Origin of the sequence: Gordonia metallireducens (genome assembly GCF_021245825.1) — a bacterium.
GTDB classification, from domain to species: Bacteria; Actinomycetota; Actinomycetes; order Mycobacteriales; family Mycobacteriaceae; genus Gordonia; species Gordonia namibiensis.
In genome coordinates this window covers 1-26,860 of sequence record NZ_JAJQJP010000054.1, presented here as the reverse complement: position 1 = coordinate 26,860, position 26,860 = coordinate 1, and the positions used below count along the sequence as shown (strand labels likewise).

Annotated in this window: 24 protein-coding genes and 1 riboswitch; of the genes, 17 read left to right on the top strand and 7 right to left on the bottom strand. The window is 69.1% G+C overall.

The window, feature by feature from the left end; genetic code table 11:
- Nucleotides 1–50: 50 nt before the first annotated feature.
- Nucleotides 51–2,345, bottom strand: coding sequence for a 5-methyltetrahydropteroyltriglutamate--homocysteine S-methyltransferase (metE, locus tag LQD00_RS21190; protein ID WP_232719286.1), 2,295 nt, complete (start codon nt 2,343–2,345; stop codon nt 51–53).
- A 146-nt stretch (nt 2,346–2,491) separates the two neighbouring features.
- Nucleotides 2,492–2,693: riboswitch (cobalamin riboswitch) on the bottom strand.
- Nucleotides 2,694–2,899: 206 nt separating this feature from the next.
- Here metE and LQD00_RS21185 point away from each other — a divergent pair.
- Both LQD00_RS21185 and LQD00_RS21180 read left to right on the top strand, forming a co-directional pair.
- A complete protein-coding gene (locus LQD00_RS21185; protein WP_232719285.1) occupies nt 2,900–4,477 on the top strand; it encodes a cobyric acid synthase in 1,578 nt (525 codons plus the stop codon).
- 13 nt (nt 4,478–4,490) lie between these two features.
- A complete protein-coding gene (locus tag LQD00_RS21180; protein WP_081724851.1) occupies nt 4,491–5,294 on the top strand; it encodes an alpha/beta fold hydrolase in 804 nt (267 codons plus the stop codon).
- A gap of 7 nt (nt 5,295–5,301) precedes the next feature.
- Here the strand turns inward: LQD00_RS21180 and mtr are convergent, their stop codons facing one another.
- Nucleotides 5,302–6,699, bottom strand: a complete 1,398-nt coding sequence (gene mtr, locus LQD00_RS21175; protein WP_232719284.1) for a mycothione reductase — start codon at nt 6,697–6,699, stop codon at nt 5,302–5,304.
- Nucleotides 6,696–7,757, bottom strand: a complete 1,062-nt coding sequence (locus LQD00_RS21170; protein WP_006359292.1) for an alpha/beta hydrolase — start codon at nt 7,755–7,757, stop codon at nt 6,696–6,698. The genes mtr and LQD00_RS21170 overlap by 4 nt, the downstream gene beginning before the upstream one ends.
- A 152-nt stretch (nt 7,758–7,909) precedes the next feature.
- Here LQD00_RS21170 and mqo point away from each other — a divergent pair, with 152 nt between their 5' ends.
- From mqo to LQD00_RS21140, 6 genes are read left to right on the top strand one after another with little or no spacing between them, the layout of a single operon-like run.
- Nucleotides 7,910–9,436: a malate dehydrogenase (quinone) gene (gene mqo, locus LQD00_RS21165; protein ID WP_232719283.1), complete on the top strand. Its 1,527-nt coding sequence runs from the start codon at nt 7,910–7,912 to the stop codon at nt 9,434–9,436.
- A gap of 32 nt (nt 9,437–9,468) precedes the next feature.
- Nucleotides 9,469–9,966 (top strand): GNAT family N-acetyltransferase, encoded by a 498-nt coding sequence (locus tag LQD00_RS21160; RefSeq protein ID WP_005199019.1) that lies wholly within the window; start codon nt 9,469–9,471, stop codon nt 9,964–9,966.
- Nucleotides 9,963–11,867 (top strand): VWA domain-containing protein, encoded by a 1,905-nt coding sequence (locus LQD00_RS21155; RefSeq protein ID WP_232719282.1) that lies wholly within the window; start codon nt 9,963–9,965, stop codon nt 11,865–11,867. Before LQD00_RS21160 ends, LQD00_RS21155 begins: the two co-directional genes overlap by 4 nt.
- Before the next feature lie 24 nt (nt 11,868–11,891).
- A complete protein-coding gene (gene cobO, locus LQD00_RS21150) occupies nt 11,892–12,509 on the top strand; it encodes a cob(I)yrinic acid a,c-diamide adenosyltransferase (protein WP_232719281.1) in 618 nt (205 codons plus the stop codon).
- 2 nt (nt 12,510–12,511) lie between these two features.
- The gene (locus LQD00_RS21145; protein WP_232719280.1) at nt 12,512–13,960 is read left to right on the top strand and encodes a cobyrinate a,c-diamide synthase; all 1,449 of its coding nucleotides are present in this window, start codon (nt 12,512–12,514) and stop codon (nt 13,958–13,960) included.
- Entirely contained in the window at nt 13,957–15,588 is a 1,632-nt protein-coding gene (locus LQD00_RS21140) for a GAF domain-containing sensor histidine kinase (protein WP_232719288.1), read from the top strand. Before LQD00_RS21145 ends, LQD00_RS21140 begins: the two co-directional genes overlap by 4 nt.
- On the opposite strand, the gene LQD00_RS21135 is transcribed toward LQD00_RS21140, so the two are convergent.
- Nucleotides 15,585–16,250 (bottom strand): response regulator, encoded by a 666-nt coding sequence (locus tag LQD00_RS21135; RefSeq protein WP_232719279.1) that lies wholly within the window; start codon nt 16,248–16,250, stop codon nt 15,585–15,587. The two genes, LQD00_RS21140 and LQD00_RS21135, sit on opposite strands and share 4 nt — an antisense overlap.
- Nucleotides 16,251–16,458: 208 nt before the next feature.
- Between LQD00_RS21135 and LQD00_RS21130 the strand changes: the two genes are divergently transcribed.
- The 4 genes from LQD00_RS21130 to LQD00_RS21115 all read left to right on the top strand — a co-directional run bounded on the left by LQD00_RS21130 (nt 16,459) and on the right by LQD00_RS21115 (nt 20,552).
- Nucleotides 16,459–17,454, top strand: a complete 996-nt coding sequence (locus tag LQD00_RS21130; protein WP_232719278.1) for an acyl-ACP desaturase — start codon at nt 16,459–16,461, stop codon at nt 17,452–17,454.
- Nucleotides 17,451–17,705: a hypothetical protein gene (locus LQD00_RS21125; RefSeq protein WP_232719277.1), complete on the top strand. Its 255-nt coding sequence runs from the start codon at nt 17,451–17,453 to the stop codon at nt 17,703–17,705. The genes LQD00_RS21130 and LQD00_RS21125 overlap by 4 nt, the downstream gene beginning before the upstream one ends.
- 76 nt (nt 17,706–17,781) lie before the next feature.
- Nucleotides 17,782–18,981 (top strand): uroporphyrinogen-III C-methyltransferase, encoded by a 1,200-nt coding sequence (cobA, locus tag LQD00_RS21120; protein WP_232719276.1) that lies wholly within the window; start codon nt 17,782–17,784, stop codon nt 18,979–18,981.
- A 71-nt stretch (nt 18,982–19,052) separates the two neighbouring features.
- On the top strand, nt 19,053–20,552 hold the full coding sequence (locus tag LQD00_RS21115) for a DHA2 family efflux MFS transporter permease subunit (RefSeq protein ID WP_232719275.1): 1,500 nt from the start codon (nt 19,053–19,055) through the stop codon (nt 20,550–20,552).
- Here the strand turns inward: LQD00_RS21115 and yaaA are convergent, their stop codons facing one another.
- Nucleotides 20,553–21,335, bottom strand: a complete 783-nt coding sequence (yaaA, locus tag LQD00_RS21110; RefSeq protein WP_232719274.1) for a peroxide stress protein YaaA — start codon at nt 21,333–21,335, stop codon at nt 20,553–20,555.
- Here yaaA and LQD00_RS21105 point away from each other — a divergent pair.
- The gene (locus LQD00_RS21105) at nt 21,334–23,064 is read left to right on the top strand and encodes a proline--tRNA ligase (RefSeq protein ID WP_232719287.1); all 1,731 of its coding nucleotides are present in this window, start codon (nt 21,334–21,336) and stop codon (nt 23,062–23,064) included. The two genes, yaaA and LQD00_RS21105, sit on opposite strands and share 2 nt — an antisense overlap.
- A gap of 21 nt (nt 23,065–23,085) precedes the next feature.
- On the opposite strand, the gene LQD00_RS21100 is transcribed toward LQD00_RS21105, so the two are convergent.
- Together LQD00_RS21100 and LQD00_RS21095 are read right to left on the bottom strand one after the other, a co-directional pair.
- The gene (locus LQD00_RS21100) at nt 23,086–23,550 is read right to left on the bottom strand and encodes a ferritin-like domain-containing protein (protein ID WP_232719273.1); all 465 of its coding nucleotides are present in this window, start codon (nt 23,548–23,550) and stop codon (nt 23,086–23,088) included.
- Nucleotides 23,547–24,050, bottom strand: coding sequence for a hypothetical protein (locus LQD00_RS21095; protein WP_232719272.1), 504 nt, complete (start codon nt 24,048–24,050; stop codon nt 23,547–23,549). Before LQD00_RS21095 ends, LQD00_RS21100 begins: the two co-directional genes overlap by 4 nt.
- Nucleotides 24,051–24,166: 116 nt before the next feature.
- Here LQD00_RS21095 and rimP point away from each other — a divergent pair, with 116 nt between their 5' ends.
- From rimP to LQD00_RS21075, 4 genes are all read left to right on the top strand, one after another.
- Nucleotides 24,167–24,736, top strand: coding sequence for a ribosome maturation factor RimP (gene rimP / locus LQD00_RS21090; RefSeq protein ID WP_232719271.1), 570 nt, complete (start codon nt 24,167–24,169; stop codon nt 24,734–24,736).
- Between the two features lie 82 nt (nt 24,737–24,818).
- The gene (gene nusA / locus LQD00_RS21085; protein WP_006866885.1) at nt 24,819–25,829 is read left to right on the top strand and encodes a transcription termination factor NusA; all 1,011 of its coding nucleotides are present in this window, start codon (nt 24,819–24,821) and stop codon (nt 25,827–25,829) included.
- Nucleotides 25,830–25,932: 103 nt separating this feature from the next.
- A complete protein-coding gene (locus LQD00_RS21080; RefSeq protein ID WP_232719270.1) occupies nt 25,933–26,187 on the top strand; it encodes a YlxR family protein in 255 nt (84 codons plus the stop codon).
- Between the two features lie 131 nt (nt 26,188–26,318).
- Nucleotides 26,319–26,860 (top strand): translation initiation factor IF-2 N-terminal domain-containing protein (locus LQD00_RS21075; protein ID WP_232719269.1); only part of this gene is annotated, 542 nt, incomplete at its 3' end.

The window sequence follows — 26,860 nt, the reverse complement described above, 5'->3', positions numbered from 1 at the left end:
CGACGGCCGTCGCACTCGGATGAGTGCGACGGCCGTCGTCATCGGGATCGTCAGGAGATCGTCCCACGCAGTCGTGTTGCCGCGGCCACCATGTTGGTGAGCGATTCGACGACCTCGGGCGTTTCGCGCGTCTTCAGCCCGCAATCCGGGTTGACCCACAGGCGTCCGGCGCCGACGCTCGACAGCGCCGACGACAGCGCCGTGTAGATCTCGTCCTGCTGGGGCACACGCGGCGAGTGGATGTCGTAGACACCCGGGCCGACCGCGTTGCGGAAACCGGCCTCGTCGAGATCGTCGAGGACCTCCATGTGCGAGCGCGCCGCCTCGATCGAGGTGACGTCGGCGTCGAGGTCCGCGATCGCGCCGATGACCTCGCCGAATTCCGAATAGCAGAGGTGCGTGTGGATCTGCGTGTCGTCGCGGACTCCCGAGGTCGCGATCCGGAAGGCGCGGACAGCCCACTCCAGGTAGCCGGGTTTGTCTGCGTCGCGCAACGGCAGCAACTCGCGAAGGGCGGGCTCGTCGACCTGGATGATCCCGACGCCGGCTGCCTCGAGGTCGACCGTCTCGTCACGGATGGCGAGCGCGATCTGATCGGCGGACGTCGACAGAGGCTGGTCGTTGCGGACGAACGACCAGGCCAGGATGGTCACCGGGCCGGTCAGCATGCCCTTGACCGGCTTGTCGGTCAGCGTCTGGGCGTAGGTGATCCAGTCGACGGTCATCGGCGCGGTACGAGAGACGTCGCCGTAGAGGATCGGCGGTCGCACGCACCGTGAACCGTAGGATTGCACCCACCCGTTGGCGGTGGCGAAGTAGCCGTCGAACTGCTCGGCGAAGTACTGCACCATGTCGTTGCGCTCGGGTTCGCCGTGGACGAGGACGTCCAGACCGATCGACTCCTGCAACGCGACAACATCGGCGATCTCGGCTTTCATCCGGTTCTCGTACTCGGCGCGATCGATCTCGCCCGATCGGAGTGCGGCGCGTGCCAGCCGGATGGCAGAAGTCTGCGGATACGAACCGATCGTGGTGGTCGGCAGCGGGGGCAGCCCCAACCGTTCCTGTTGCGCGACGCGACGCTGTTCAGCCGTGCCTCGGGTGGCGTCGGCATCGCTGATGGCGGCGAGACGTGTGCGGACCTCGTCGTTGTGCAGGCGCGGATCGGTGGCACGGCTCGCGAGTGCCATGGTGCTCGCGGCGAACGCGGCAGCCTGCACGACCCGGCCCTCGTGCAACGCCGACGACAGCACCGCGACCTCGCGGAATTTCTCTGCCGCGAAGGCCAGCCAGCCGCGGAGATCGGTGTCGAGCTCGTTCTCGGCGTCCAGGGAATAGGGGACGTGAAGTGTGGAGCAGGAGGTCGACACGGCGATCGACCGCGCGGAGCCGAGGACGGTGGCCAGCGTCGCGGCGGCCTGGTCCAGGTCGGTGCGCCACACATTGCGGCCGTCCACGACGCCGGCGATCAGCAGCTTGTCCGCCAGACCCGGGGTACCGGCAACGGTCTCGACCGACCCTTCGACGAGGTCGACCGCGACTGCCTCGATCGGGGTGCGCGCGAGATATGTCAACCGATCACCGGGATCACCGAAGTAAGTTGCCACGGCGATGGCAGGACGCTGAGCGTGGGTGCCCAGGGCGTCGTACACCGATTCGGCCCGGGGACCCAGGTCGGCGGCGACATCGGTGACCAGGACGGGTTCGTCCAGCTGAACCCACTCGACGCCGGCCTCGGCCAGCAGCGTCAGGAGGTCGCGGTACAACGGGACCAGTTCGTCGAGGCGATCCAGCGGCGCACTCGCTCCGTCGACCGCCTTGGACAGCGCGAGGAACGTCACCGGCCCGACGATGACCGGGCGGGCCGGGACTCCGAGCTCCTTCGCCTCTGCGACTTCCGCCAGGACCTTCTCGGGATTCAGCGAGAACGAGGTGTCCGGGCCGATCTCCGGCACCAAATAGTGGTAGTTGGTGTCGAACCACTTGGTCATCTCCAGCGGAGTGACGTCGGCGGTGCCGCGCGCCGCCGCGAAGTAGCGGTCCAGCGGGTCATCGATCTCGGCGAACCTCGACGGTAACGCGCCGAGGAGGACAGAGGTGTCGAGCACCTGGTCGTAGTACGAGAACGTGTTGACCGGGACGGAGTCGTGACCGGCCTCGGTGAGCTCGGCCCACTGCTCGCCGCGCAGGCGCTGCGCGACCTCGGCGAGCTCGGTGCGGTCGATACGACCGCCCCAATAGCTTTCGACGGCTCTTTTCAGTTCGCGCCGGGGACCGATGCGTGCGGTGCCGAGGACGGTGGTCGTGAACGGTGCCGCGGAATCGCGACGGACGGTGTCGGACATGGAAGTCGACTTCTCCTACTGACGGCGGATGGTTCACCGCCCAGCAGGGGGAGATCGATCGAGCCACCTCGCGGGCAGCAGAGAGCGCGCGACGATCACCGATTCGACCTGCGCCCAATCCTCGAGGCGGCGAGCCACCGGACGCGGCGCGTCCGGTACACCTGGCAGGTCTTCGGGCTCACCGTCGCTCTCGAGAGAGGTTCCTACTGACCGTCGCTTCCCAAGCCTGGGCTCAGTGCTGATGACGGTGGTCGTTACGGCATACCGCTGCGGGGACAGCTCCGGATTCGAACCGGATTCCCTCTCGTCGCCGGCGTGACGCCGGCGACTCGACGCCACGCGCCATCAGATGCTTCCTGATTTCACGCGTGGCGAACCACATGCGCGCTCAACACTAGTGAGCGGCGTAGACCCGACGCAAGGAAGGTCACGGCGACATGACGACACTTACCCGACGGTGTCCGGCCGAGCGCGGGAGCACCCCTCGGAGTCGAGTTCCCCGACCGGCAGTGGAAGATTGACACCTGGTTCGCAGTCGAGAAAGGGGTGTCGTGGTGGCCGATCTCGGTGGGGCGTTGCTCGTGGGCGGGACCAGCAGTGACGCCGGTAAGAGTCTCCTCGTCGCAGGTCTCTGTCGTGCTCTCGCGCGCGACGGCGTCCGGGTCGCGCCGTTCAAGGCGCAGAACATGTCCAACAACTCGGTGGTGACGCTCGACGGCGGTGAGATCGGCCGCGCCCAGGCCCTGCAGGCCTTCGCCTGCGGGCTCGAACCCTCGACGCGGTTCAATCCTGTTCTGCTGAAACCCGGCAGCGACCGGCGCTCCCATGTCGTGCTGCGAGGGCGCCCGGCCGGGGACGTCGGTGCCCGGGACTACATGGCCTGGCGGTCCCGGCTGAGGGAGGTCGTCACCGAGGAGCTCGCCGCGCTCCGCCGCGACTTCGACGTCGTGCTCTGTGAGGGAGCGGGTTCGGTCGCCGAGATCAACCTTCGCCGCAACGACATCGCCAACATGGGGCTCGCGCAGGCCGCACGGCTCCCGGTGCTGCTGGTCACCGACATCGACCGCGGTGGCTCGTTGGCCTCGCTGTTCGGCACCACCGCGATCCTCGAACCCGCAGACCAGGCGCTGATCGCGGGCTACGTCGTCAACAAGTTCCGGGGCGACCCGAGCATCCTCGAAACCGGGCTCCGGCAGGTCGAGGAGATCACCGGCCGCCCGACCCTCGGTGTCCTGCCGTTCGCCGACGACCTGTGGCTCGACGCCGAGGACTCCCTGGCGGCGCCCGTCGGCCGGCGGGTCGGACCGCCGCTGAACCCGGCCGGTCCGGGCGCGCGGCTCCGCGTCGCCGCGATCCGGTTGCCCCGCATCTCCAACTCCACCGACGTCGAGGCGCTCGCCTGCGAACCGGGCGTCGACGTGACCTGGGTCGACGACCCGGGCAGTGTCGCCGCCGCCGACCTGGTGGTGATCCCGGGAACCCGTGCCACGGTCTCCGACCTCGCCTGGATGCGCGACCGCGGGATCGCCGACGCGGTCACCGCCCGCGCGGCCCGGGGCGTCCCGGTCGTCGCCATCTGCGGGGGTTTCCAGATGCTGGCCCGCACCATCGACGACGCGATCGAATCCGGTCGTGGCCGCGTCGACGGCCTCGGTGTGTTCGATCTCGACATCTCCTTCGCCACCGACAAGACGTTGCGTCAGGTCAGCGGCACCAGCCGCGGTGGAGAGGTGATCAGCGGCTACGAGATCCACCACGGGCGGGTCGTCGGGTCGCGGGAGGACACCTGGATCGTCGACGACGCCGCGGGTCCCGAAGGTGCGGTGCGAGGCGCGATCCGTGGGACGCACTGGCACGGACTGCTGGCCAACGACGCCTTTCGGCGTCGGCTGCTCACCGAGGTGGCCGCCGAGGCCGGTGTGCCGGACTTCCGGGTCGCGGGCGACACCGAGGTGGAGGCGATCCGGCGGCGACAGGTCGACACGATGGCCGACCTGGTCAGCGAGCATCTCGACATGGACGCGGTGATGCATCTCATCGAGGACGGTCCGCCCGTGTCGGCGCCCGTCATCCGCCATCACCTGGACCCCGACACCGGTTCGGCGCAGACGCTATCGTGGCCCAATGACTGAAGATCAGCGTCAGGTGACCGTCAACGGCCTCACCTTCGACGTCCGGATCGGGGGACCGGAACGGGGCCCGTGGGTCCTGCTGCTTCACGGATTCCCGGTGGACGGATCCTGCTACGACGCGGTGCTCCCGCGACTCCACGAATCGGGCCTGCGGACGTTGGTCCTGAACCAGCGCGGCTACAGCCCCGGCGCACGACCCGAGGCCGTCGAGGACTATCACCTCAGCCACCTGGTGTCGGATGTGATCGCCGTGCTCGACGAACTGAAGGTCGGGTACGCGATCCTCGTCGGGCACGACTGGGGCGGCATCGTCGCGTGGCATCTCGCGGGCAAGTACCCCGACCGGTTCACCGGTCTGGTGGTCGCCAGCACCGGCCACCCGTCGGCGATGCGGGATGCACTCGCGGCGAGCGATCAGCGCGAACGATCGTCCTACATCCTCGATTTCGTCGCCGACGGCGCCGAGGAGACACTCCTCGCCGACGACGGCGCCAAGCTGCGCGCGGCCGGGGTCACCGCCGATGAGCTCGCCCCGCTGCGCGAACCGGGCGCCCTGCGGGCTGCATTGAACTGGTACCGGGCCAACTTCGTCGGCGACATCAAGGGCACCATGGCGTGCCCGCCGGTGGAGATCCCGACGACGCTCGTCTGGAGCGACGCCGACGCCGCGCTCGGCCGTGAGCAGGCGCAGGGCAGCGGCCGGTACGCCTACTCCGACTTCCGGTTCTGCGAACTGGCCGGCGTCGACCACTGGATTCCGCAGAACGCTCCCGCCGAACTGGCCAGCGAGATCGCCCTGCGGTCGACGGTGTTCTAGATCGCCACTAGATCTCCAGACCCAACAGCGCGTTCTCGAGCACCTCGGGCATCGCCGGGTGGATCCAGTACTGCCCCTTGGCGACCTCGAGGGCGGTCTGGCCGAACGACATCGCCTGGATGACCGGCTGGATGACGGTTGGGGCCTGCGGGCCGATGATGTGCGTGCCGAGGATCTTGCCGGTGCCGCGTTCGGCGATGACCTTGCAGAAACCGGTGGTGTCCTCCATCGCCCAGCCGTAGGCGACGTCACCGTAGGCCTGGACCTTGACCGTGATGTCGTATCCGGCGTCGCGGGCCTCGTCTTCGGTCAGCCCCACCGAGGCGATCTGCGGGTGTGTGAAGACGGCCGCCGGGACGAACCGGTGGTCGAACTCGACGAGATCGTCTGCATCCCAGCCCTTCAGCAGGTTGGCTTGCACCACCCGCTCCTCGTGGTTGGCGACGTGCTTGAGCTGGTACGGCGAGCTGACGTCGCCGAGCGCCCACACCCCGCGTGCGGCGGTGCGGCCGTGGATGTCGCAGCGCACCCGGCCCTCTTCGTCGAGTTCGATGCCGACCGAGGAGAGGTTGAGGCGGTCGCCGTTGGGCTTCCGGCCGGTGGCGACGAGCAGGACGTCGGCCTCCAGGTGCGTCCCGTCGTCGAACTGCAGGCGGACACCGCCGTCGGGCAGGTCCTCCGCACCGGTGATGGCGGTGTCGAGGTGGACGTCCCACTTCTCCTCGGCGACCTGGGTGAAACGGTTGGAGATGTCGGCATCCTGCTTGCGCAGCAGGGCGGGGCCGCGGGCGATGATCGACACCTTGGAGCCGAGAGCGCCGAAGACGTGCGCGAATTCGGCTGCGATGTAACCGCTTCCGACGATGACGAGCCGCTCGGGCAGTTCCGGCAGACGCATCACGTCGTTGTTGGTGTAGTACGCCACGCCGGAATCGGCGATGACCGGCGGGATGACCGCGCGCGAACCCGCGGCCAGGACCACCTCGCGGGCGAGAACCGTTGCACCGTCGGCGGTGACGAGACGGTAGAGGCCGTCGTCGTCCCGACCGTCGAACTCGACATGGGAGCTGTAGACGGTGATGTTCTCGCACCGGTCCACGCGATACTCCTTGCCGCCCTCGGAGATCGGGTCGATGCGTCCGAAGACGCGCTCGACGATGCCGGGCCAGTCCACCGAGTCGACCTTGGCGTGCACCCCGAGACGCGCGCCCTGCGTGGCGATCTCGGCGACCTCCGCCGCGTAGACGAACATCTTGGTCGGGATGCAGCCGACGTTGAGGCAGGTGCCGCCGTACACGCCTTCCTCGAAGATGGCGATCGTCGTGTCGGCATAGCGCTCGTCGGGGATGGAGTTGCCGCTGCCGGAGCCGATGATGGCCAGGTCGACGACCTGCGTGGCGGTCATAGGGTGCTCTCTTTTCTACTGGTTTCCGAGGATTCGGTCGCGGGCCGGATGGTGCGGGCGAGCCAGTCGTCGACCTCGCGATAGGCGTGCTCACGGGCATGCGGCACCGAGAGGAACACGTCGTGGCGGGCGTCGGGGATGGGGACGGTCGACACGCGCCCGCCGAGACACCCGCTCCAGCGGGCGATCTGGCGGACGTCGAGGACGGCGTCGGCGCGATCGGTCGACGCCGAGTAGGTCTTCGCGAAATGGGTCTTGTCCGAACGCAACACGAGCGCCGGCGTGCCGACGTCGATGCCGCGGTGCAGACGTCGTTGCCCGCTCCGGACCGCGTTCAGGAACCCGAAGGTGACCGGGAAACCGCCCATCGGTTTGAGGGCGAGGTCGTAACTCCACTCGCCGTGCGCACTCTCGTGAAGACTCTCGCCGTAGGCCGAGGAGAGTTCCTGCGGGATCACGCGGGTGGGTTGCACCGCGGCCACCGCCTTGATCAGCATCGTCACCGGCAGCGTCCGCAGGACGGCGTCGCCCTGGAGATCCAGCCACGGCGAGTTGAGCAGCAGGCCGTCGACGAGCCCGTGCCGGGCCGGGTCCTGCTCGCGCAGCCGGTCGAGCCACAGCGCGGTGATCAGGCCACCCGTCGAATGCCCGGCGATGATCGTGCGGGTGTCCGCACCCACCTCCTCGGCGATCAGCTCGAGCGCGAGGCCGAGTTCCTCGTCGTATCGAGCGAGGTCCGTCGTGAAGTGGGCGGTGTGGTGGCTCTCCCGCGACCGTCCGCACTTACGCAGGTCGATCGCGTAGAACGCGTAGCCGCGGGCGGTGAAGAAATCGGCCAGCGGCTCGTGGAAGAAGTAGTCGGTGAAGCCGTGGACATAGAGCACCGCGCCGGCCACGGGCCGCGGACCGGCGATCCGCGCACCCGCCTCGGCGCGGCGGATCAGGGTCGCGGTGACGGGTGATTCCCCGTCCGGATCGTCGCCCAGCGGGATGGTGCGGAGTTGGTAGTGGTCCAGGAAGCGGTCGGGTTGCCAGCCGGTGCCTGCGGATACGCTCACAGCAGCCAGCTTAGTGACCCGTCTGCTCGGGCAGGGGACGCCGCGGAAGTGTCACGGATGCCACAGTTGAGCAGGTCGATTCTGTGACAGGACGTGCCATGCTGGACAATGGCCGATGTAGAGATCGTTGATCAGGTTGAAGTGGAGTCCAGGTGTCGAAAACGGTGATCAAGACCGACGTGGCGTTGGTGGGTGCAGGCATCATGAGTGCCACCCTGGGAGCGCTGCTCCGTCAGCTGCAGCCCGATTGGTCAATCAGCCTGTTCGAACGGCTCGACGCCGCTGCGGCGGAGAGCAGCGACCCGTGGAACAACGCGGGCACCGGGCACTCGGCGCTGTGTGAGCTCAACTACACGCCCAAGACCGCCGACGGCGACGTCGACATCACCAAGGCGCTCAACATCAACGAGCAGTTCCAGGTGTCGCGTCAGTTCTGGGCACATGCGGTCGACAAGGGCATCCTCGGCGATCCCTCGGAGTTCATCAACCCGATCCCGCACGTCGCCTTCACCCACGGCGACGCCGGCGTGAAGTACCTGCGCAAGCGCTACGACAACCTCGCAGGACAGACCCTGTTCGAGGGCATGGAGTTCATCGACGATCCGGCCGAGTTCACCAAGCGTCTCCCGCTGATGTCGGCCGGTCGCGACTTCTCCGACCCGGTCGCGCTGAACTGGTTCGACCAGGGCACCGACGTAGACTTCGGCGCGCTGACCCAGCAGCTGCTCAACTATGTCGCGCAGGGCGCCGACATCTACTTCGGTCACTCGGTGACCAACCTGTCCAAGCAGTCCGACGGCAGCTGGATCGTCAAGGTCCGCAACGGCCGCACCGGCGACGTCCTGAAAGTCCATGCGAAGTTCGTCTTCGTCGGCGCCGGCGGCGGTGCGCTGCACCTGCTGCAGAAGTCGGGCATCAAGGAGGCCAAGGGCTTCGGTGGCTTCCCGGTCTCGGGCGAGTTCTTCCGCTGCACCAACCCCGACCTCATCGGTGAGCACCAGGCCAAGGTCTACGGCCAGGCCGCCGTCGGCGCACCGCCGATGTCGGTGCCGCACCTCGACACCCGTGTGATCAACCACAAGCCGGGCCTGCTGTTCGGCCCGTACGCCGGCTGGTCGCCCAAGTTCCTCAAGTCGGGAAAGATCACCGACCTGCCCGCCTCGATCAAGCCCGGCAACCTGCTGCCGATGGTCTCGATCGCGCCGCAGGAGTTCGGCCTGCTCAAGTACCTCATCAGCGAGCTCGCCGCGAACAAGGCCGACCGCGTCAACACGCTGTCGGAGTTCGTGCCGCGTGCGCTCGGAGCCGACTGGGAGCTCATCACCGCAGGTCAGCGCGTCCAGGTCATTCGCAAGACGGGTGTCGGCGGCAAACTCGAGTTCGGTACGGCCGTGGTGACCTCCGAGGACGGCACCATGTCCGGCCTGCTCGGTGCGTCCCCGGGTGCCTCGACCGCGGTTCCGGCGATGCTCTCGGTGCTCGAGAAGTGCTTCCCGGCCGAATACGCCGGCTGGTCGCCGAAGCTCACCGAGATCATCCCGTCGTTCGGTCAGACGCTCAACGACAACCGTGACCTGTACCGACAGGTGTGGGACTGGACCAACAAGTCCCTGCGGCTGACCGGTCGCGACGAGAGCAGCGTCGAGACCGGCGCGCTCGCCCCCGCCACCGCAGGGTGATCCCGGGCGGTCATCTGTGCTAACCACGACACATGAGCCCTGAACCGCAGCACGACCGGCGCCCGCAGGTACACCGCAGTACGTCTGCCGAGATCGACGCGGCCACGCTGTACCGGATCCTGCGGCTCCGGGTCGATGTGTTCGTCGTGGAGCAGGCCTGCCCCTACCCGGAGATCGACGGTCGTGATCTCGAGCCGACGACACGTCAGTTCTGGATCACCGAGAGCGGTGAACCCGACGACGACGCCGTGCTGGCGACCCTGCGCCTCCTCGAGGAGCCGCCGGGTGCGGACGGCGGGACCGTCTACCGGATCGGGCGTGCCTGCACGGCACGCGCACATCGTGGCCGGGGCCTGGTTGCCCGACTCCTGACGGTCGCGCTCGACGAGGTCGGGGACCACCCCTGCCGGATCGAGGCGCAGGCCTACCTCACCGAGATGTACGGCAAGTTCGGTTTCGTCGCCGAGGGCGACGAGTACCTCGAAGACGGGATCCCGCACGTGTCCATGCTCCGATCCGGTCCGCGATGACCGACGTCCCGGAACCGGCCCCGGTCCGCTATCCGTTCAGCGCGGTCGTCGGACAGGAACAGCTCAAGCTGGCCCTGGTTCTCTCCGCCATCTCGCCGAGCATCGGCGGCGTCCTGATCCGCGGTGAGAAGGGCACGGCGAAGTCCACCATCGTGCGCGGGCTCGGTCCGTTGATCGGCGGCGACGATGGCTCCGGGCGTGTCGTCGAACTGCCGATCGGTGCGACCGAGGACCGCGTGATCGGTTCCCTCGACCTCACCTCCGTACTGCGCGACGGTCGTGCGGAGTTCACCCCCGGGCTGCTCGCCCGCGCCCATCGGGGCGTCCTCTACATCGACGAGGTCAACCTGCTCGCCGACCATCTCGTCGACGTCCTGCTCGATGCCGCCGCGAGTGGACGCGTCACCATCGAGCGTGACGGTGTATCCCACACGCAGGCAGCGAATTTCGTGCTCGTCGGCACCATGAATCCGGAGGAGGGGGAGCTGCGCCCGCAGCTGCTCGACCGCTTCGGGCTCGCGGTCGACGTCGCCGCGGGAAAGGATCTCGACGAACGTGTCGAGGTCATCCGACGGCGGATGGCGTTCGACGCCGACCCGGACGGGTTCGCGGCCGAGTACCTCGAAACCGAACATGAACTGGAACAACGGATTCATGCGGCCCGGGAAGCGGTGAGCGGAGTCGAGATCCCAACGCGCGAACTGCGCCGCATCGCCGGCATCTGCGCCCACCTCGACGTCGACGGACTCCGCGGCGACATCGTCGTCGCGCGCACCGCCGCCGCACACGCGGCTTGGCGCGGGGCTCCGACGGTGGACGAGGAGGACGTGCGGGCCGCCGTCGAACTCGCCCTGCCGCACCGCAGGCGCCGCAACCCCTTCGACGAGTCCGGTCTCTCGAACGACCAGCTCGACGACGCCATGTCGGCCGGCCAGGACGCCGCCGGCCCCGGCTCTCCCGATTCCCCGGACGACGATCCGACACCGCCGGAGGGTGGACCGGGCGGCGGTGCCCCGGAGCCGGGGGAGTCCTCGGATTCCGCTGCGGCGCCGGAAAACACCGACGCACCGGAAGATTCGCAGTCTGGGTCGCAGTCGGCCCCCGGACCGGCGTTCGGTGCGGCCCCGACGCCGACCGGACATCGGGTTCGCGCGCTCCGCGTGACCGGGGTCGGGGACGGAGACCCCGGCCGCCGGTCGAAAGCGCGGAGCCGGCGCGGGCACACGACCCACGCCGTCGACTTCGAGGACGGCCGGCCGGTGCACCTGTTCGCCACCGTCCTCGCCGCGGCGGGCCGGGCACCGCAGTCGTCGGTCCGGATCGCCGCGCCCGACCTTCGCGCCGCCGAGCGCATCGGCCAGGAATCCAATCTCGTCGTCTTCGTGGTGGATCTGAGCGGATCGATGACCGCCCGCCGTCGGCTCACCGCGGTCGCGGAACTGTGCGTCGAGATGCTGCGGGATTCCTACACGCGTCGTGATCGGGTCGCGGTGGTCGTCGCACGCGGCGGTACCGCCACGCTGGCAGTGCCGCCCACCAAGTCGGTGGACATCGCGGTGCGCCGTCTCGCCGAGATCCGTACCGGTGGCCGGACACCGCTGGCCGAGGGGCTGGCCCTGGCCGGCGACGTCGTCGAACGATGCCGCCGCACCGAACCGAACCGTCGGCCGCTCCTCGTCGTCCTCACCGACGGCCGCGCGACCTCCGGCCGGGATGCCCCCGCACGGGCGCGGCTCGCGGCGTCGGCGATCCGGCGCCGGGGGATCGAGTCGGTGGTCGTCGACTGCGAGCAGGGGATGGTCCGGCTCGGCCTCGCCGCCGACCTCGCGGGACACCTCGGCGCCGAGTTGCTGACCATGGACAAGCTGTCCGCGACCGCGCTGACCCGCGGCGCGGCCTGAGTCCGCCGAAGAAGGAGACAACAAGTGCCCCAAGGGGTTCCCGCCTCGGTTCCCGACGACGGCCTGACCACCCGCCAGCGTCGGAACCAGCCCGTGCTGGCCGTCCACACCGGTGACGGCAAAGGCAAGTCCACCGCCGCCTTCGGGATGGCGATGCGCGCCTGGAACGCCGGTCTGCGGGTCGCCGTGTTCCAGTTCGTGAAGAGCGCCAAGTGGAAGGTCGGGGAGGAGTCGGCGCTGCTGGCTCTCGGGCAGTGCCACGCCGACACCGGTGCGGGTGGCCCGGTCGAGTGGCACAAGATGGGCCAGGGATGGTCGTGGCTGCGGGCCAACACCGAGCACGCCGACGACCACGCCGCCGCAGCGCGCGCCGGCTGGGCCGAGATCGCCCGTCGGCTCGACGCCGTCGAACACGACTTCTATGTGCTCGACGAGTTCACCTATCCGCTCGACTGGGGCTGGGTCGACACCGACGAGGTCATCGAGACACTCGCCCGCCGCCCCGGTCGTCAGCACGTCGTCATCACCGGCCGACGTGCACCGCAGGCACTGGTCGACGCCGCGGATCTCGTGACCGAGATGCGCAAGATCGCCCACCCGATGGACGCCGGCCGCAAGGGCCAGAAGGGCATCGAGTGGTGATCATGTCCCGCGCGACACCGGCGGTCGTGATCGCCGCGCCGTCCTCGGGCAGCGGCAAGACGACGGTGACGACCGGACTCATCGGCGCCTTGCGCGCGGCCGGTCACCGGGTCGCCCCGTTCAAGGTCGGTCCCGACTACATCGACCCCGGGTACCACGCCGTCGCCGCCGGGCGTCCGGGCCGCAACCTGGACCCGAACCTGGTGGGCGAGGACCTGATCGCACCACTGTTCGCCCACGGTTCGGCCGGCGCCGACATCGCCGTCGTCGAGGGTGTGATGGGGCTGTTCGACGGTCGCATCACCAGCGACGACCTCGACGCCGCCGACACCGACGCGCTCGGTATCGGCTCGACCGCACACGTCGCGTCGATCATCGGTGCACCCGTCGTGCTTGTCGTCGACGCAGGTGGGCACAGTCAGTCACTCGCCGCGGTACTGCACGGGTTCCTGTCCTACGACTCGTCGGTCCACATCGCCGGCGTCATCCTCAACCGGGTCGGCTCGCCGCGACACGAGATGGTGCTGCGCCAGGCGTGCGCCCGCGTCGGCGTCCCGGTCTTCGGCGTGCTGCGTCGCGACCCGTCGCTGACCGTGCCGTCCCGACACCTCGGACTCATCCCCGCTGCCGAACGCAGCGCCGACGCGGTCGCCGCCGTCGCGTCGATGACCGATCACCTGCGCGACGCACTCGACCTGCCGGCGATCGTGGCCGCGGCCCGACAGCGTCGGATCCCCGATGCCGTGCCCTGGTCGGCGGCCGACGCCCTCGCTCCCTACCTCGACGGCACACCGGCCTCGGCTTCGCGGCCCGTCGTCGCCGTCGCCGGGGGAGCGGCGTTCACCTTCGGCTACGCCGAACACGCCGAGATGCTGGAGGCCGCGGGCGCCGCGGTCGTCGCGTTCGACCCGCTGTGCGACCGGCTCCCGCCGGACACCGCCGGCGTCGTCATCGGCGGCGGCTTCCCGGAAGAGCACGCCGAGGAACTCGGCGCCAACCACGAACTGCGGGCCGACCTGCGTGCACACGCGGCGGCGGGCCGGCCGATCCACGCCGAGTGCGCGGGCCTGGTCTACCTGGCCGATCACCTCGACGATCGCCCGATGAGCGGCGTCCTCGGCATCACCGGCAGCTTCGGACCGAAGCTGACTCTCGGCTACCGCGACGCGGTGGCCGTCGGAGACTCGGTGCTGTTCCGTGCCGGCGAGCGCGTCACCGGACACGAGTTCCACCGCAGCACGGTGAGTGTCGGCGCGACGGCGCCCGCGTGGGCCTGGCGCGACGTCGAGGGCCGGCCCACCACCGACGGCGTCGTCACCGACGCGGTCCATGCGTCGTATCTGCACCTGCACCCGGCAGCCATCCCGGAGGCGCTGTACCGCTTCGTGTCCCGAGTAGGCTCCTCGTCGTGGACGATGCCGACAAACTCCTCGACGCAGGCTCACCTATGACGGCACGCCGGCTCCGCGAGACCCTCGACGCGCTGGCGACCCACGGCGCGGACGACCCCGAACTGCTGCGCCAGCTGCTCGAGGCCGTCCTCGTGGTCGGTCAGGGCGTCGAACTCGACCGTGCACTGCAGCGCATCGTCGAGGTGGCCGCCGGTCTGGTGGACGCGCAGTACGGCGCGCTGGGCGTGCGGGGTCCCGACGGCGGGTTGAGCGAGTTCGTCCACATCGGGATCACCGAGGCGCAGCGGGCGACGATGGGACACCTGCCGGTCGGCCGCGGCGTGCTGGGTCTGCTGATCGACGACCCGCGACTGCACCGCATCCACGACCTCGGGTCGCATCCGACCTCGGTCGGGTTCCCGCCGAACCACCCGCCGATGCGCACCTTCCTCGGTGCGCCGATCCTGGTGCGCGGGGAAGTGTTCGGCAGTATCTACCTCACCGAGAAGCGCTCGGCCGACGACTTCTCCGAGGTCGACGAGACGGTCGTGGCGGTGCTCGCGGTGGCCGCCGGTATCGCCATCGACAACGCCGGACTCTTCGAACGGGCGCGCACCCGGCACCAGTGGATGCAGGTGCTGGCCCGGCGCGGATCGGAGCCGCTCGCCGGTATCGCACTGTCGGACACCATGTCCCGGATGTGTGTCGACGTCGCCGACCTGGTGGGTGCGGTCGACGTCTTCCTCCTCACCGAACTCGACGGCGAGGTGGAGTTGCGCGGTCACACCGGGGAGCGGATCGAGATCGACAGCTTCACCGCGCCGCATGCGAACGCGCTCACCGTTCTTCGCGCCGGCACCATCGCGCCGTCTCTGGTGCGCCGGGGTGCCCGCTGGACGACCGTGCAGCCGCTGCAGCGGGCTTCGGGCGCCTTCGGCTGGATGGTCATCACCCACCGCAACCGCCCGTACTGGGACTCCGAGGAGGTCGCCGGCCTGGCCGGCGTTGCCGAGATCGCCTCGCTGGCCGTCGTCTACGCCGAACAGCAGCAGATCGCCCGCGACCTCGAGGTGCTCGAGGACCGTCACCGCATCGCGCGCGACCTGCACGACCACGTGATCCAGCGCCTGTTCGCGGTGGGCATGTCGGTGCAGACGCTGCTGGCCGGGTCGACCGACCGCGCCGCCGCCACCGCGCGACTCGAACAGATCATGACCGACCTCGATCGCACGATCGCGCAGATCCGAACGTCGATCTTCGACTTGCAGACGGTCACCGCCGGCGCCGACGAGTCGACCCTGCGGCGGCGGGTCCTCGACATCGTCTCCGAACTGTCCGGGCACGCGTCGATCTCGCCGAGCGTCCAGTTCGACGGCCCCGTCGACACCGTGGTGCCGGACACGCTGGGACCCCACATCGACGCGGTGCTGCGTGAGGGGCTGAGCAACGCGCTGCGGCACGCGCAGGCCGAACACATCGCCGTCGCGGTCCGTGCCGACGACGTGCTGACGGTCGAGATCATCGACGACGGGGTCGGTATCGGCACCGACGTCACCTATCGCGGGCTGGAGAACCTGACCCGCCGCGCCGAGGAATGCGACGGGACGTTCAGCGTCGTGACCCGCCCGCGCGGGAACCGCGAGGAGGGCGGGACGACGCTGACCTGGTCGGTACCCCTGATCGGTTAGTTCCTGCCGTCGCGCAGCTTGGTCGCCATCACCGCGACCTGGGTGCGGCGCTGCATGTCCAGCTTGCCGAGGATGCGGGACACGTAGTTCTTGATCGTCTTCTCCGCCAGGAACATCCGCTCGGCGATCTGCCGGTTCGTCAGGCCCTCGCCGATGAGGTTGAACACCTCGCGTTCCTGATGGGTCAGCTCGGCGAGCGGGTCCTTCTCCTCCTGCCTGCCGTCGCGCAGCTTCGCCAGCAGGGCAGCGGTTGACCGGTCGTCGAGCAGCGAACCGCCCTGTCCGACGGTGCGGACCGCGGCCACCAGGTTGTGGCCGAGGATCTGCTTGAGCACGAAGCCCGACGCACCGGCGAGCACGGCGGCGAGCAGGGCGTCGTCGTCGGCGTAGCTCGTCAGCATCAGGCACTTCACGTCCGGTTCGGCCGCACGGACGTCGCGGCAGAGTTCGACACCGTTGCCGTCGGGCAGCCGGACGTCGAGCACGGCCACATCGGGCTTGGCCGCGAGGATGCCGACGAGGGCTTCACCGACCGATGCCGCCTCGCCGACGACCTCGATGTCGTCTGCGGTGCCGAGGAGGTCGCGGAGTCCGCGTCGGACGAGTTCGTGGTCGTCGACGAGGTAGACGCGAACCGGTGTGAGGGTCGAATCGTCAGCCATGGTCTGAACGTACCGGACCTTCTCAGCTGCGAGAACTCACAACGGGGCGTTGTGTCGGCCGCGACAGGGTCCCGGCCACATTCGCGACGTCTGCCCCCATCGAAGCGGGACTTTCTCCCCACGAGCAACACCCGTCCCGGCGCGCACAGTGGTTGTCGACGGATTCTCGATCCGCCTGTCCCACCCGACCTTCGGACCAGGAGAGCACGTGACCACCCTCATCGGACCCCCGGAACTGACCAACAGCGGGATGACCGGATCGGACCTGCTGCGCGAACTGCTACCCGTGTGCGAGACCGAGGTGGAGCGTCACATGCGGATGACCAAGGACTGGCATCCGCATGACTACGTGCCGTGGGACTCCGGGCGCAACTTCGCGATGCTCGGCGGCATCGACTGGGATCCGGAACAGTCGCAGCTGTCGGAGACCGCCAAGGCTGCGATGATCACCAACCTGCTCACCGAGGACAACCTGCCGTCGTATCACCGGGTGATCGCCCAGAACTTCGGTCTCGACGACGCGTGGGGCTGGTGGGTCGGCCGGTGGACCGCCGAGGAGAACCGCCACTCGGTGGTCATGCGCGACTACCTCGTCGTCACCCGCGGCGTCGACCCGGTCGAGCTCGAAGAGATCCGAATGGCCCACATGACGTCGGGCTTCAACCCGCTGCCCGAGGACGACGGACAGCGCGACCACAGCTTCGACATGCTGTATGCCGTCGCCTATGTCAGCTTCCAGGAGCTCGCCACCCGCGTCTCGCACCGCAACACCGGCAAGGCCTGCGGCGACCCCATCGCCGACCGCATGCTGCAGCGCGTGGCGGCCGACGAGAACCTGCACATGCTCTTCTACCGCAACATCGTCGCCGGCGCCCTCGACCTGGTGCCCGACCAGACGATGGCCGCCATCTACGCGATCGTCTCCAACTTCCAGATGCCCGGCGCCACCATGCCGAACTTCCGGCGCAACGCGGTGCTCATCGCCAAGGGTGGCATCTACGATCTGCCGCAGCACATGTCGGAGGTGGTCATGCCGGTGCTGCGCAAGTGGCGCATCTTCGAGCGCGAGGACTTCGGTCCGCTCGGTGAGCACTACCGCGAACAGCTCGCCGCCTTCCTCGAGGACATGAACGTCAAGGTCGAGAAGTTCGAGGCCTCGCGCGAGCGTGCCCTGCAGCGCGAGCGGGCCCGGGGTCGCGCATGACGGTCACAAAGCCGGCGCGGGTGGACTGCGATCGCGGTTTCGACACGGCGATCTCGATGGCCGAGGCGGCCGCCGACCGGAACCCGGCGTGGTGGAACGAGATCCGCATGGGCGCCGACGACGCGCTCGACGCCTCCTACTGCAGTTCCAAGCTGCTCGGGGCGCTGTTGCAGTCGGCCGCGCACCGGCTCGGCGTGCCGGCCGCCGACGTCTGGGCCCACATCCGCCGTACCGGGGAACTGCCGCTCTAGAACACACCGGAGGGCAGCTGTAGATCACACCGGCGGCCGCCGGGGACGTGGCGGCCGCCCGGTAGTGTTCCGTCCCATGTCTGGTCACTACCTCGTGGGCCTCGACCTCGCGGGCCGCAGGGTGGTCGTCGTGGGCGGCGGTTCCGTCGCACAGCGTCGGCTGCCGAACCTCATCGCGGCCGGAGCCGACGTACACGTCATCGCCATCGATCCGACGCCGGCCGTCGAATCGTTCCAGGGCATCACCGTGACCCGCCGCGCGTACGCCGACGGCGACCTCGAAGGTGCCTGGTACGTCATGGCCTGCACCGACGACCCGGCGGTCAATGCGGCGGTCGTCGCCGAGGCCGAGCGCCGCCACACCTTCTGCGTGCGCGCCGACGACGCACAGTACGGAACCGCGGTCACCCCGGCATCCGCCCGGCACCGCGACGTCCAGTTCGGCGTCCTCGCCGGTGGCGACCACAAGCTGTCGGCCGCGTTGCGCGCCGCCATCAGCCGCGCGCTGGCGGAGGGCTCGCTGACCGTCGACGACGTCGAGCCGCACGCCCCGGGCGTCGCGCTGGTCGGCGGCGGTCCCGGGGACCCGGACCTCATCACCGTGCGGGGCCAGCGACTCCTCGCCGAGGCCGACGTTGTCGTCGCCGACCGTCTCGCGCCGGCCGAACTGCTCGAATCGCTCGGCCCGCAGGTCGAGATCATCGACGCCGCCAAGGTCCCCTACGGCCGCGCGATGAAGCAGGAGGCCATCAACGACGTCCTCGTGTCGCGCGCCAAGGAGGGCAAGTTCGTCGTCCGGCTCAAGGGCGGCGACCCCTATGTCTACGGTCGCGGCTTCGAGGAGCTGCAGGCCTGTGTCGCCGCCGGTGTACCGGTGACCGTGGTGCCCGGCATCAGCAGCTCGATCGCCGCACCCGCGTCGGCCGGCATCCCGGTGACCCACCGCGGCGTCACCCACGAGGTGGTCATCGCCTCCGGTCACGTCCCGCCCGGACACCCCGACTCGCTGATCGACTGGTCGGCGATGGGCAAGCTGCGCGGCACGCTCGTGCTGATGATGGCCGTCGAACGCGTCGACGTCTTCGCCGATGCCCTGCTCGAGGGTGGCCGGCCCGCCGACACCCCGGTCGCCATGATCGAGAACGGATCGCTGCCGACGCAGCGACTGCTGCGCACCGACCTCGCGCATGCCGCCGAGGTCGCCGAGGCCGAGGGGCTGCGGCCGCCGGCCATCGTCGTCATCGGCCAGGTGGCCGCGTTCACCGAAGGCGCCTGAACCGCACGATCGGGACATCGAACCAACAGGGATTGGCACATCGGCGCGCTCGGCCGGTACCGTCGTGCCTTATGTCGAATCCCGGATCCGTGCACGCTGGAACTGTGGACACCTCCCAGTTCCGTCCGGTCTTCGGACTGCCGATCCTGGTGCTGTCCGGAATGCAGCTGCTCATGGTGCTCGACGGCACCGTCGCGGCGCTGGCCCTCCCACGGATTCGCGACGCCCTCAGCCTCTCCGAGTCGAGCGCCAACTGGGTCATCTCCAGCTACGTCCTGGCCTTCGGCGGCCTGATGCTGCTCGGTGGCCGCCTCGGTGACACCTTCGGCCGCAAGCGGATGTTCATCGTCGGTGTCGTGGCCTTCACCCTGACCTCCCTCCTGTGCGGTCTCGCCTGGAACGAGGCGAGCCTGATCGTCGGCCGAGCACTGCAGGGTGCATCGGCCGCGATCGCCGCCCCGACCGCGATGGCCCTGGTCGCGACCACGTTCGCGCCGGGCAAACCCCGAAGCCAGGCCTTCGCCATCTATGCGGCGATGACCGGCGTCGGCTCGGTCGCCGGGTTGATCCTGGGCGGCGTGCTGACCGAGGTGTCGTGGCGACTCGTGTTCCTCATCAACGTGCCCATCGGCCTGGTCGTCGTGATCGGTGCGATCATCGCGCTGCGCGAATCGCAGGGTGAGCGCCTGCCGCTCGACGTCCCCGGCGCGGTGCTCGGCACCCTCGGCTGCACCTTGCTGGTGCTCGGCGTCAACGAGGGACCCAACGGCTGGGGCTCGCCCGTCGTCATCGGCTCGTTCGTGCTCGGCGTGCTGGCGCTCATCGCCTTCGTGGTGGTCGAGCGCCGCGCCGCCAACCCGATCCTGCCGTTCTCGCTGTTCGACAACACCTCCCGCGTCGCGGCACTCGGCGCGATCCTGTTCGCCAGCATGATCATGATGTGCATGGCGGTCTTCATCTCGCTGTACCTGCAGGGAATTCTGAAGTACTCGCCGATCCAGAGCGGTCTCGCCGTCGTGCCCTTCGCCTTCGGACTCGGCATCGCCGCGGCGATCGCGTCGAAGCTGGCGCTGATGATCCAGCCGCGCTGGCTGGTCCTGGTCGGCGGCGCGGTCATCCTCGCCGGCTGCTTCTACGCCTCGTCGATCGCCACCGACGCCCCCGACTACTTCCCGGGCATCTTCCTGCCGGTCATCGTGATCGGTTTCGGCGTGGGCTTGGCCGTCATCCCGCTGACCCTGTCGGTGGTGGCCGGAGTAGGCCCCAACGAGATCGGTCCGCTGACCGCCCTCGCGCAGGTCGCGCAGAACCTCGGCGGTGCGGTCGGCCTCGTCGTCGTCGGTGCGATGGTGACGTCGCGGGCGCTGTCCAAGGGTGGCACCACCGCACCCGTCGAGACGATGAACCCGGCTCAGCTGGCCGCCCAGGCGGAGGGCTACGGCCTCGCCTTCGCGGCCTGCGCCGGCATCGCGGTCATCGCCGCGATCGTCGTGCTGTTCATGCGGTTCACCCCGGAACAGGTCGCCGAGGGGCAGGCCGCCCAGGAAGCAGCCGACGCGGGCGTCGAGTGATCAGTCGGTGATGACGACGATCTGATCGGGTGCGGCGATCTCGACGCGCTGACCGGCGTCGGACAGGACGGCGGCCAGACCGTCGATGTCGCGCACGTTGCGGCGAGTGCGGACCAGCTCGCGCGCCATCAGACCCTTGTAGTGCTTGTTGAAGTGACTCACGACCTTGCGTGAGCCGTCGGGCTGCTCGGTCACCACCGTCGCGGTGACCGCACCCTTGACCGGGCCGAGCTGCTGGTACACCCCCGAGCGCAGGTCCACGACGAAGTCCTCCACCGCGTCGAGTGCGGGGGACAGCTCCGGTTTCCAGATCGACGCCAGCGTCGGCATGCCGGGCAGCTTCGAACCGCCCGACAGCCGGTAGGCGGGAATCGCGTCGGCCGCACGCACCACACCGAACAGGGCCGAGCCGATGGCCAGGCGTTCGGCGGCCTTGGACTTGCCCGCCTTGGTGAGCGACGCGTGGTCGAGGGCGTCGTAGAGGACGCCGGTGTAGCGCTCGATCGCCGGCCGGGTGGGGGAGAGCCACAGGTCGGCGTTGCGGTCCACCTCGGAGAGCTGGGTGGCGCCCAGGCCGAGTGCCTTGCGGCTCGCGTCGAGGTCGCCGGCGAGGTCGACGATGGCCTCACCGATCCGTTTGCGGACAGGATTCAGCTCGGGAAACGACAGGGTGTCGAGATCGAGGGGAGCCCCGCGCCCACCGTCGGATTTGGTCTCGGAGGGAGGGAGGATGACGAGCACCGGAACACCATAACTAAGCTGGTTTGTCGTGATCACACGCATGTCGACCCTGTTCCTGCGGACCCTGCGCGACGACCCGGCCGATGCCGAGGTGCCCAGCCACAAGTTGCTGGTGAGAGCGGGCTACGTCCGCCGCGTCGCGCCCGGCGTCTACTCCTGGCTCCCGCTGGGTCTGCGCGTGCTCAAGGCCATCGAGAAGGTGGTGCGCGAGGAGATGAACGCGATCGGCGGCCAGGAGATCCTGCTCCCGGCGCTGCTGCCGCGCGAACCGTACGAGGCCACCAACCGCTGGACCGAATACGGCGACGCCCTGTTCCGCCTCAAGGACCGCAAGGGTGCCGACATGCTCCTCGGACCCACGCACGAAGAGCTCTTCGCGACCCTGGTCAAGGGCGAGTACTCGTCCTACAAGGACATGCCGGTCATCCTGTACCAGATCCAGACCAAGTACCGCGACGAGGAGCGCCCGCGCGCCGGCATCCTCCGCGGCCGCGAGTTCGTGATGAAGGACGCCTACTCCTTCGACCTCGACGACGACGGCCTCAAGAAGGCCTACAACCTGCACCGCGAGGCCTACCAGAAGATCTTCGAGCGCCTCGCGATCAAGTACGTCATCGTCTCGGCCACCTCCGGCGCGATGGGCGGCAGCGCCTCCGAGGAGTTCCTGGCCGAGTCCGAGGTCGGCGAGGACACCTTCGTGCGATGCCTGGAGTCGGGTTACGCGGCCAACGTCGAGGCGGTCGTCACGCATGCGCCCGACCCGAAGCCGATCGAAGGGCTGCCCGAGGCGGTCGTGCACGACACCCCGGGCACCGAGACCATCGCGAGCCTGGTCGAGTGGGCCAATGGGAATCTCGACGGTGAGTACACCGCCGCCGACACCCTCAAGAACGTCATGGTGAAGTTGCTCGCGCCGGGCAAGGATCCCGAGATCGTCGGCGTCGGTGTCCCCGGCGACCGCGAGGTGGACTTCAAGCGTCTCGAGGCCTCCGTCTCGCCGGCCGAGGTCGAGCTGCTCACCGACGAGGACTTCACCGCCAACCCGTTCCTGGTGAAGGGGTATATCGGTCCGAAGGCGTTGCAGGCCAACGGTGTCCGCTACCTCGTCGACCCCCGCGTGGTCGACGGGACGTCGTGGATCACCGGCGCCGACGAGCCCGGCCGCCACACGTTCGGGTTGGTCGCCGGCCGTGACTTCACCCCGGACGGCACGATCGAGGCCGCCGAGGTCCGCGACGGCGATCCGTCGCCGGACGGTGCGGGAAAGCTGGTGAGCGCCAAGGGTATCGAGATCGGCCACATCTTCCAGCTCGGCCAGAAGTACACCGACGCCTTCGAGGTCGACGTGCTCGGCGAGAACGGCAAGCCGGTGCGGTTGACCCAGGGCTCCTACGGTGTGGGTGTCTCGCGCCTGGTGGCGGTCATCGCCGAGCAGTCGCACGACGACAAGGGGCTGCGCTGGCCGAAGACCGTGGCGCCCTTCGCCGTTCACCTCGTCATCGCCAACAAGGACGAGGCCGCGATCGCCGGTGCCGAGCAGCTCGCCGCTGATCTCGACGCCGCCGGACTCGAGGTGCTCCTCGACGACCGCAAGGCCTCGCCCGGCGTCAAGTTCAAGGACGCCGAGCTCCTCGGCATGCCGACGGTCGTGGTCGTCGGACGCGGTTACGCCAACGGCACCATCGAGATCCGCGACCGGTTCACCGGTGAGGCCGCCGAGGTGGCGGTCGACGGCGCGGTGGACGCGGTCGTCGCCGCGGCGCGCGGCTGATCGAGCTGATCCGAGTCCGGCTCAGCCGGAGACGGGAGACCCCGGGAACGCCACCGTGACCGGGGTCTCCTGTAGCAGTGCGCGCCAGGTGGCGGCACGGACCGCGGAGTCCGACAAACCGTCGACGCCGATCCGTCGACCCGGCTCGTCGTCGGCCTGCTCGAGCAACGCCCGGTATGCGGTGGTGCAGTCGACCTCGGCGGCGAGTGCTGCCCGGGCGGCGGTTTCGGGGTCGGTGACCTCCACCGGGAGCGTGTAACCGGCAGCGGCCAGCGGCGGTGTGCCGCCGGCGGTGGTGACGGCCCGGTCGATCTCGTCCCGGCGGGCGCGGTGCTCGGCGGCGTAGTCGCCGACCATGCGGCGGCGCGCGGCCGCGACGAATGCGGTGATCACCCCGTAGGTGAAGATCGCGGCGTTCTCGGCGTCGGCGGCGACGACGAGCGGATCGTCGGTGTCGGCCACCGGGGAGGGGACGGGGCTGGTCATGCCAGTTGCACCTCTCGCATCGAGGTCACGGCGGCCGCGACCGATCCGGCCAGGCCGGCCGGGTATCCGGACAGGGAGATCGCCACATCGCGCGCCTCGCCGGAGGACTTCTCGAGTCCGGCGCGCAGGCCCACCAGGGTCGGCGGTCCGGCCGGTGCCGGTGCGGCCGAAGGGGCAGATTCGTCCATGGTGGCTGCGACGTCTTGGTCCAGGCGGATGATCTCCTCACGCAGCGCCCGGGCGTGCTCGGCGCGCTGATCTGCGACGACAGCGAGGGCTGCGGCATATCGCGGCTCGGCGCCGGCGAGTGATCGGGCGCTCTTCTCGTCGGCGAGGGCGCTACGCACGAGCGGTATCAGCCGTTCGGCGGTGATCGCCTCCTCCGACGGTCCGGTGCTGCAGCCCGACACGCCGACCGCGCCCAGGCCGGCCACCGCGACCCCTGCCACGAGTCCTCCGCGCAGCACGGTGCGCCGATCCAATGTGGTCACGCGACACATGATGCCAGCCGCGAAACGAAGGTGGTCGGGGCATGCCTCGGGATCCACTAGGATGTGTCGGAGCAACTTCGTGCGAGACCTTGCACGGCCCGACAACTGAAGACGAGGAGAGTGGCATGCCGATCAGCCCGCCGCAGGTGAGTGAACTCGTCGAAAAGCTTGTCGTAGAGCAAGGTTTCGACCTCGAAGACGTCATCGTCAACCGACGCGACGGCCAGGACGAATTGACGATCGTCGTCGACCGCGACGGCGGCAGCGATCTCGACGTTCTCGCCGATCTGTCCAACCGGATCTCCGAGGTCCTCGACGCGGTTCCCGAACTCGCCGACGAGGACCCTTATGTCCTCGAGGTGACCTCGCCCGGCGTCGACCGTCCCCTGACCCTCCCGCGGCACTGGCGTCGCAACACCGGACGCCGCGTCGCAGTCGACCTCGCCCCGGACGAGGGGAGCGACGAGCGGTCGATCACCGGCCGCATCGGCAAGCTCGACGAGACGAACGTCGAGATCGTGATGAACCATCGCGGACGGATCGCGGTGGAGACCATCCCGCTCGAGGCTGTGACGAGAGCCGTGGTGCAGGTCGACTTCTCGCAGCCGAGCGTCGCCGAACTCGAACTCTGCGGCCTCGACGCCGACGAGATCGAGCGCCGCCGGGCGCGCGACCGCACGCAACTGAACAACTGAACAACCGAAGAACTGAAGAACTGAAGAACTGAACAGCAGTGACAAGTGAACAGCGGCGACAAGTGAATAGGAGCCAGACCCCATGAACATCGACATCGGCGCACTGCGCATGATCGAGGCCGACAAGGGCATCTCGATCGAGACGGTCATCACCGCCATCGAGACCGCCCTGCTGACCGCCTACCGTCACACCGACGGCTTCGCGCCGCATGCGCGTGTCGACATCAACCGCAAGTCCGGTGCAGTCCGCGTGATGGCACAGGAACTCGACCAGAACGGTGACGTCGTCCACGAGTGGGACGACACCCCCGAGGGCTTCGGTCGGATCGCGGCCACCACCGCGCGCCAGGTCATCCTGCAGCGCCTCCGTGACGCCGAGAACGAGAAGAACTTCGGCGACCTCGTGGCACACGAAGGCGAGATCGTTGGCGGCGTGGTGCAGCAGGACTCCCGCGCCAACGCCCGCGGCATGGTCGTGGTGCAGATCGGCAGCGATGCCAACAGCACCGAGGGCGTCATCCCGCCCGCCGAGCAGGTACCCGGCGAGGTCTACACCCACGGCGACCGCATCAAGTGCTACGTCGTCGGCGTCAGCCGCGGCCCCCGCGGACCGCAGATCACGCTGTCGCGTACCCACCCGAACCTGGTCCGCAAGCTGTTCTCGCTCGAGGTGCCCGAGATCGAGGACGGCTCGGTCGAGATCGTCGCGGTCGCCCGCGAGGCCGGTCACCGGTCGAAAATCGCTGTGCACACCGGTGTCGCCGGGCTCAACGCCAAGGGCGCCTGCATCGGCCCGATGGGCCAGCGTGTGCGCAACGTCATGAGCGAACTGGCGGGCGAGAAGATCGACATCATCGACTTCGATTCCGATCCCGGTGTGTTCGTCGGGAATGCTCTGTCCCCGGCGAAGGTTGTATCGGTCACCGTGGTCGACGCGGCCGCGAAGGCGGCCCGGGTCGTCGTGCCGGACTATCAGCTTTCCCTCGCCATCGGCAAGGAAGGGCAGAACGCCCGTCTGGCCGCCCGGCTGACCGGCTGGCGGATCGACATTCGCTCCGACGCTGCTCCCGCGGTCGAGGGGGGACCCGAGTGACACGAGTGGCAGCCGATTGTTCGCAACGCACCCGGTCGCGCTAGACTGATCGATGGTTCAGCGATCCGCCCCCCGCACGTCAACCAATCACAGGCCGGTACGGATGTGTATCGGTTGCCGGCAACGGGCAGAGGCCACCGAGTTGGTTCGTGTCGTCGCGCATCCGCGTGACGACACCCCAGTGCTCGTGGCCGATCCCGCGAAGACCATGCCGGGGCGTGGCGCTTGGTTGCATGCGAGGGCGGAGTGCATCTCCGTCGCGACGCGACGCAGGGCCTTCGCCGCGGCACTCCGGACCCCCGGTCTGACCGCGGACCCGGACGATCTCGCCGAACAGCTCGGCGTGATCACCCACTAAAGATGGCTCCTCGGAGCCGGAACAGGTTGCAGAAGACATGAGCACACCGTGAAGTCCCCACGATGAGCATGTACCGGACATAAATTGAGGCCGTAGCGGGTTAGCCGCTTGGCCTCCAGCAAAGGAGAGCAGTGGCAGGCAAAGCCCGCGTGCACGAACTGGCCAAAGAGCTCGGTGTTACGAGCAAGCAGGTGCTCGAGCGCCTGAAAGAACAGGGCGAGTTCGTCAAATCGGCATCGTCGACGGTAGAGGCCCCAGTGGCCCGTCGACTGCGTGAATCATTCCCCGGCAAGGACGGGGGAGCCAAGGACGGCGGTTCGTCGTCGGCACCCAGTCCTCGCCAGTCGGCCAAGCCCGGACCCAAGCCGTCCGGTGCGCCGAAGCCCGGTGCCGCCCCGGCAGCGCCGGCCGAGCGTCCCGCCCCGGGACCCCAGACCGGCGCGCCCCAGTCGGGCGCACCCAAGCCGGGCGGCCCGAAGCCGGGCCCCGCCCCGGTCGAGACCCCCGCACCGGCGGCCGCCGAGCGTCCGAGCACCGCTCCGACCCCCGGCGCACCCAAGCCCGCGGCCCCGGCACCTCAGGCGCCGGCACCCGCCGCACCTCAGGCACCCGCCGCGTCGGCAGCACCCACGCCGCCGACCAAGGCCCCGGGTCCTCGCCCCGGTCCCAAGCC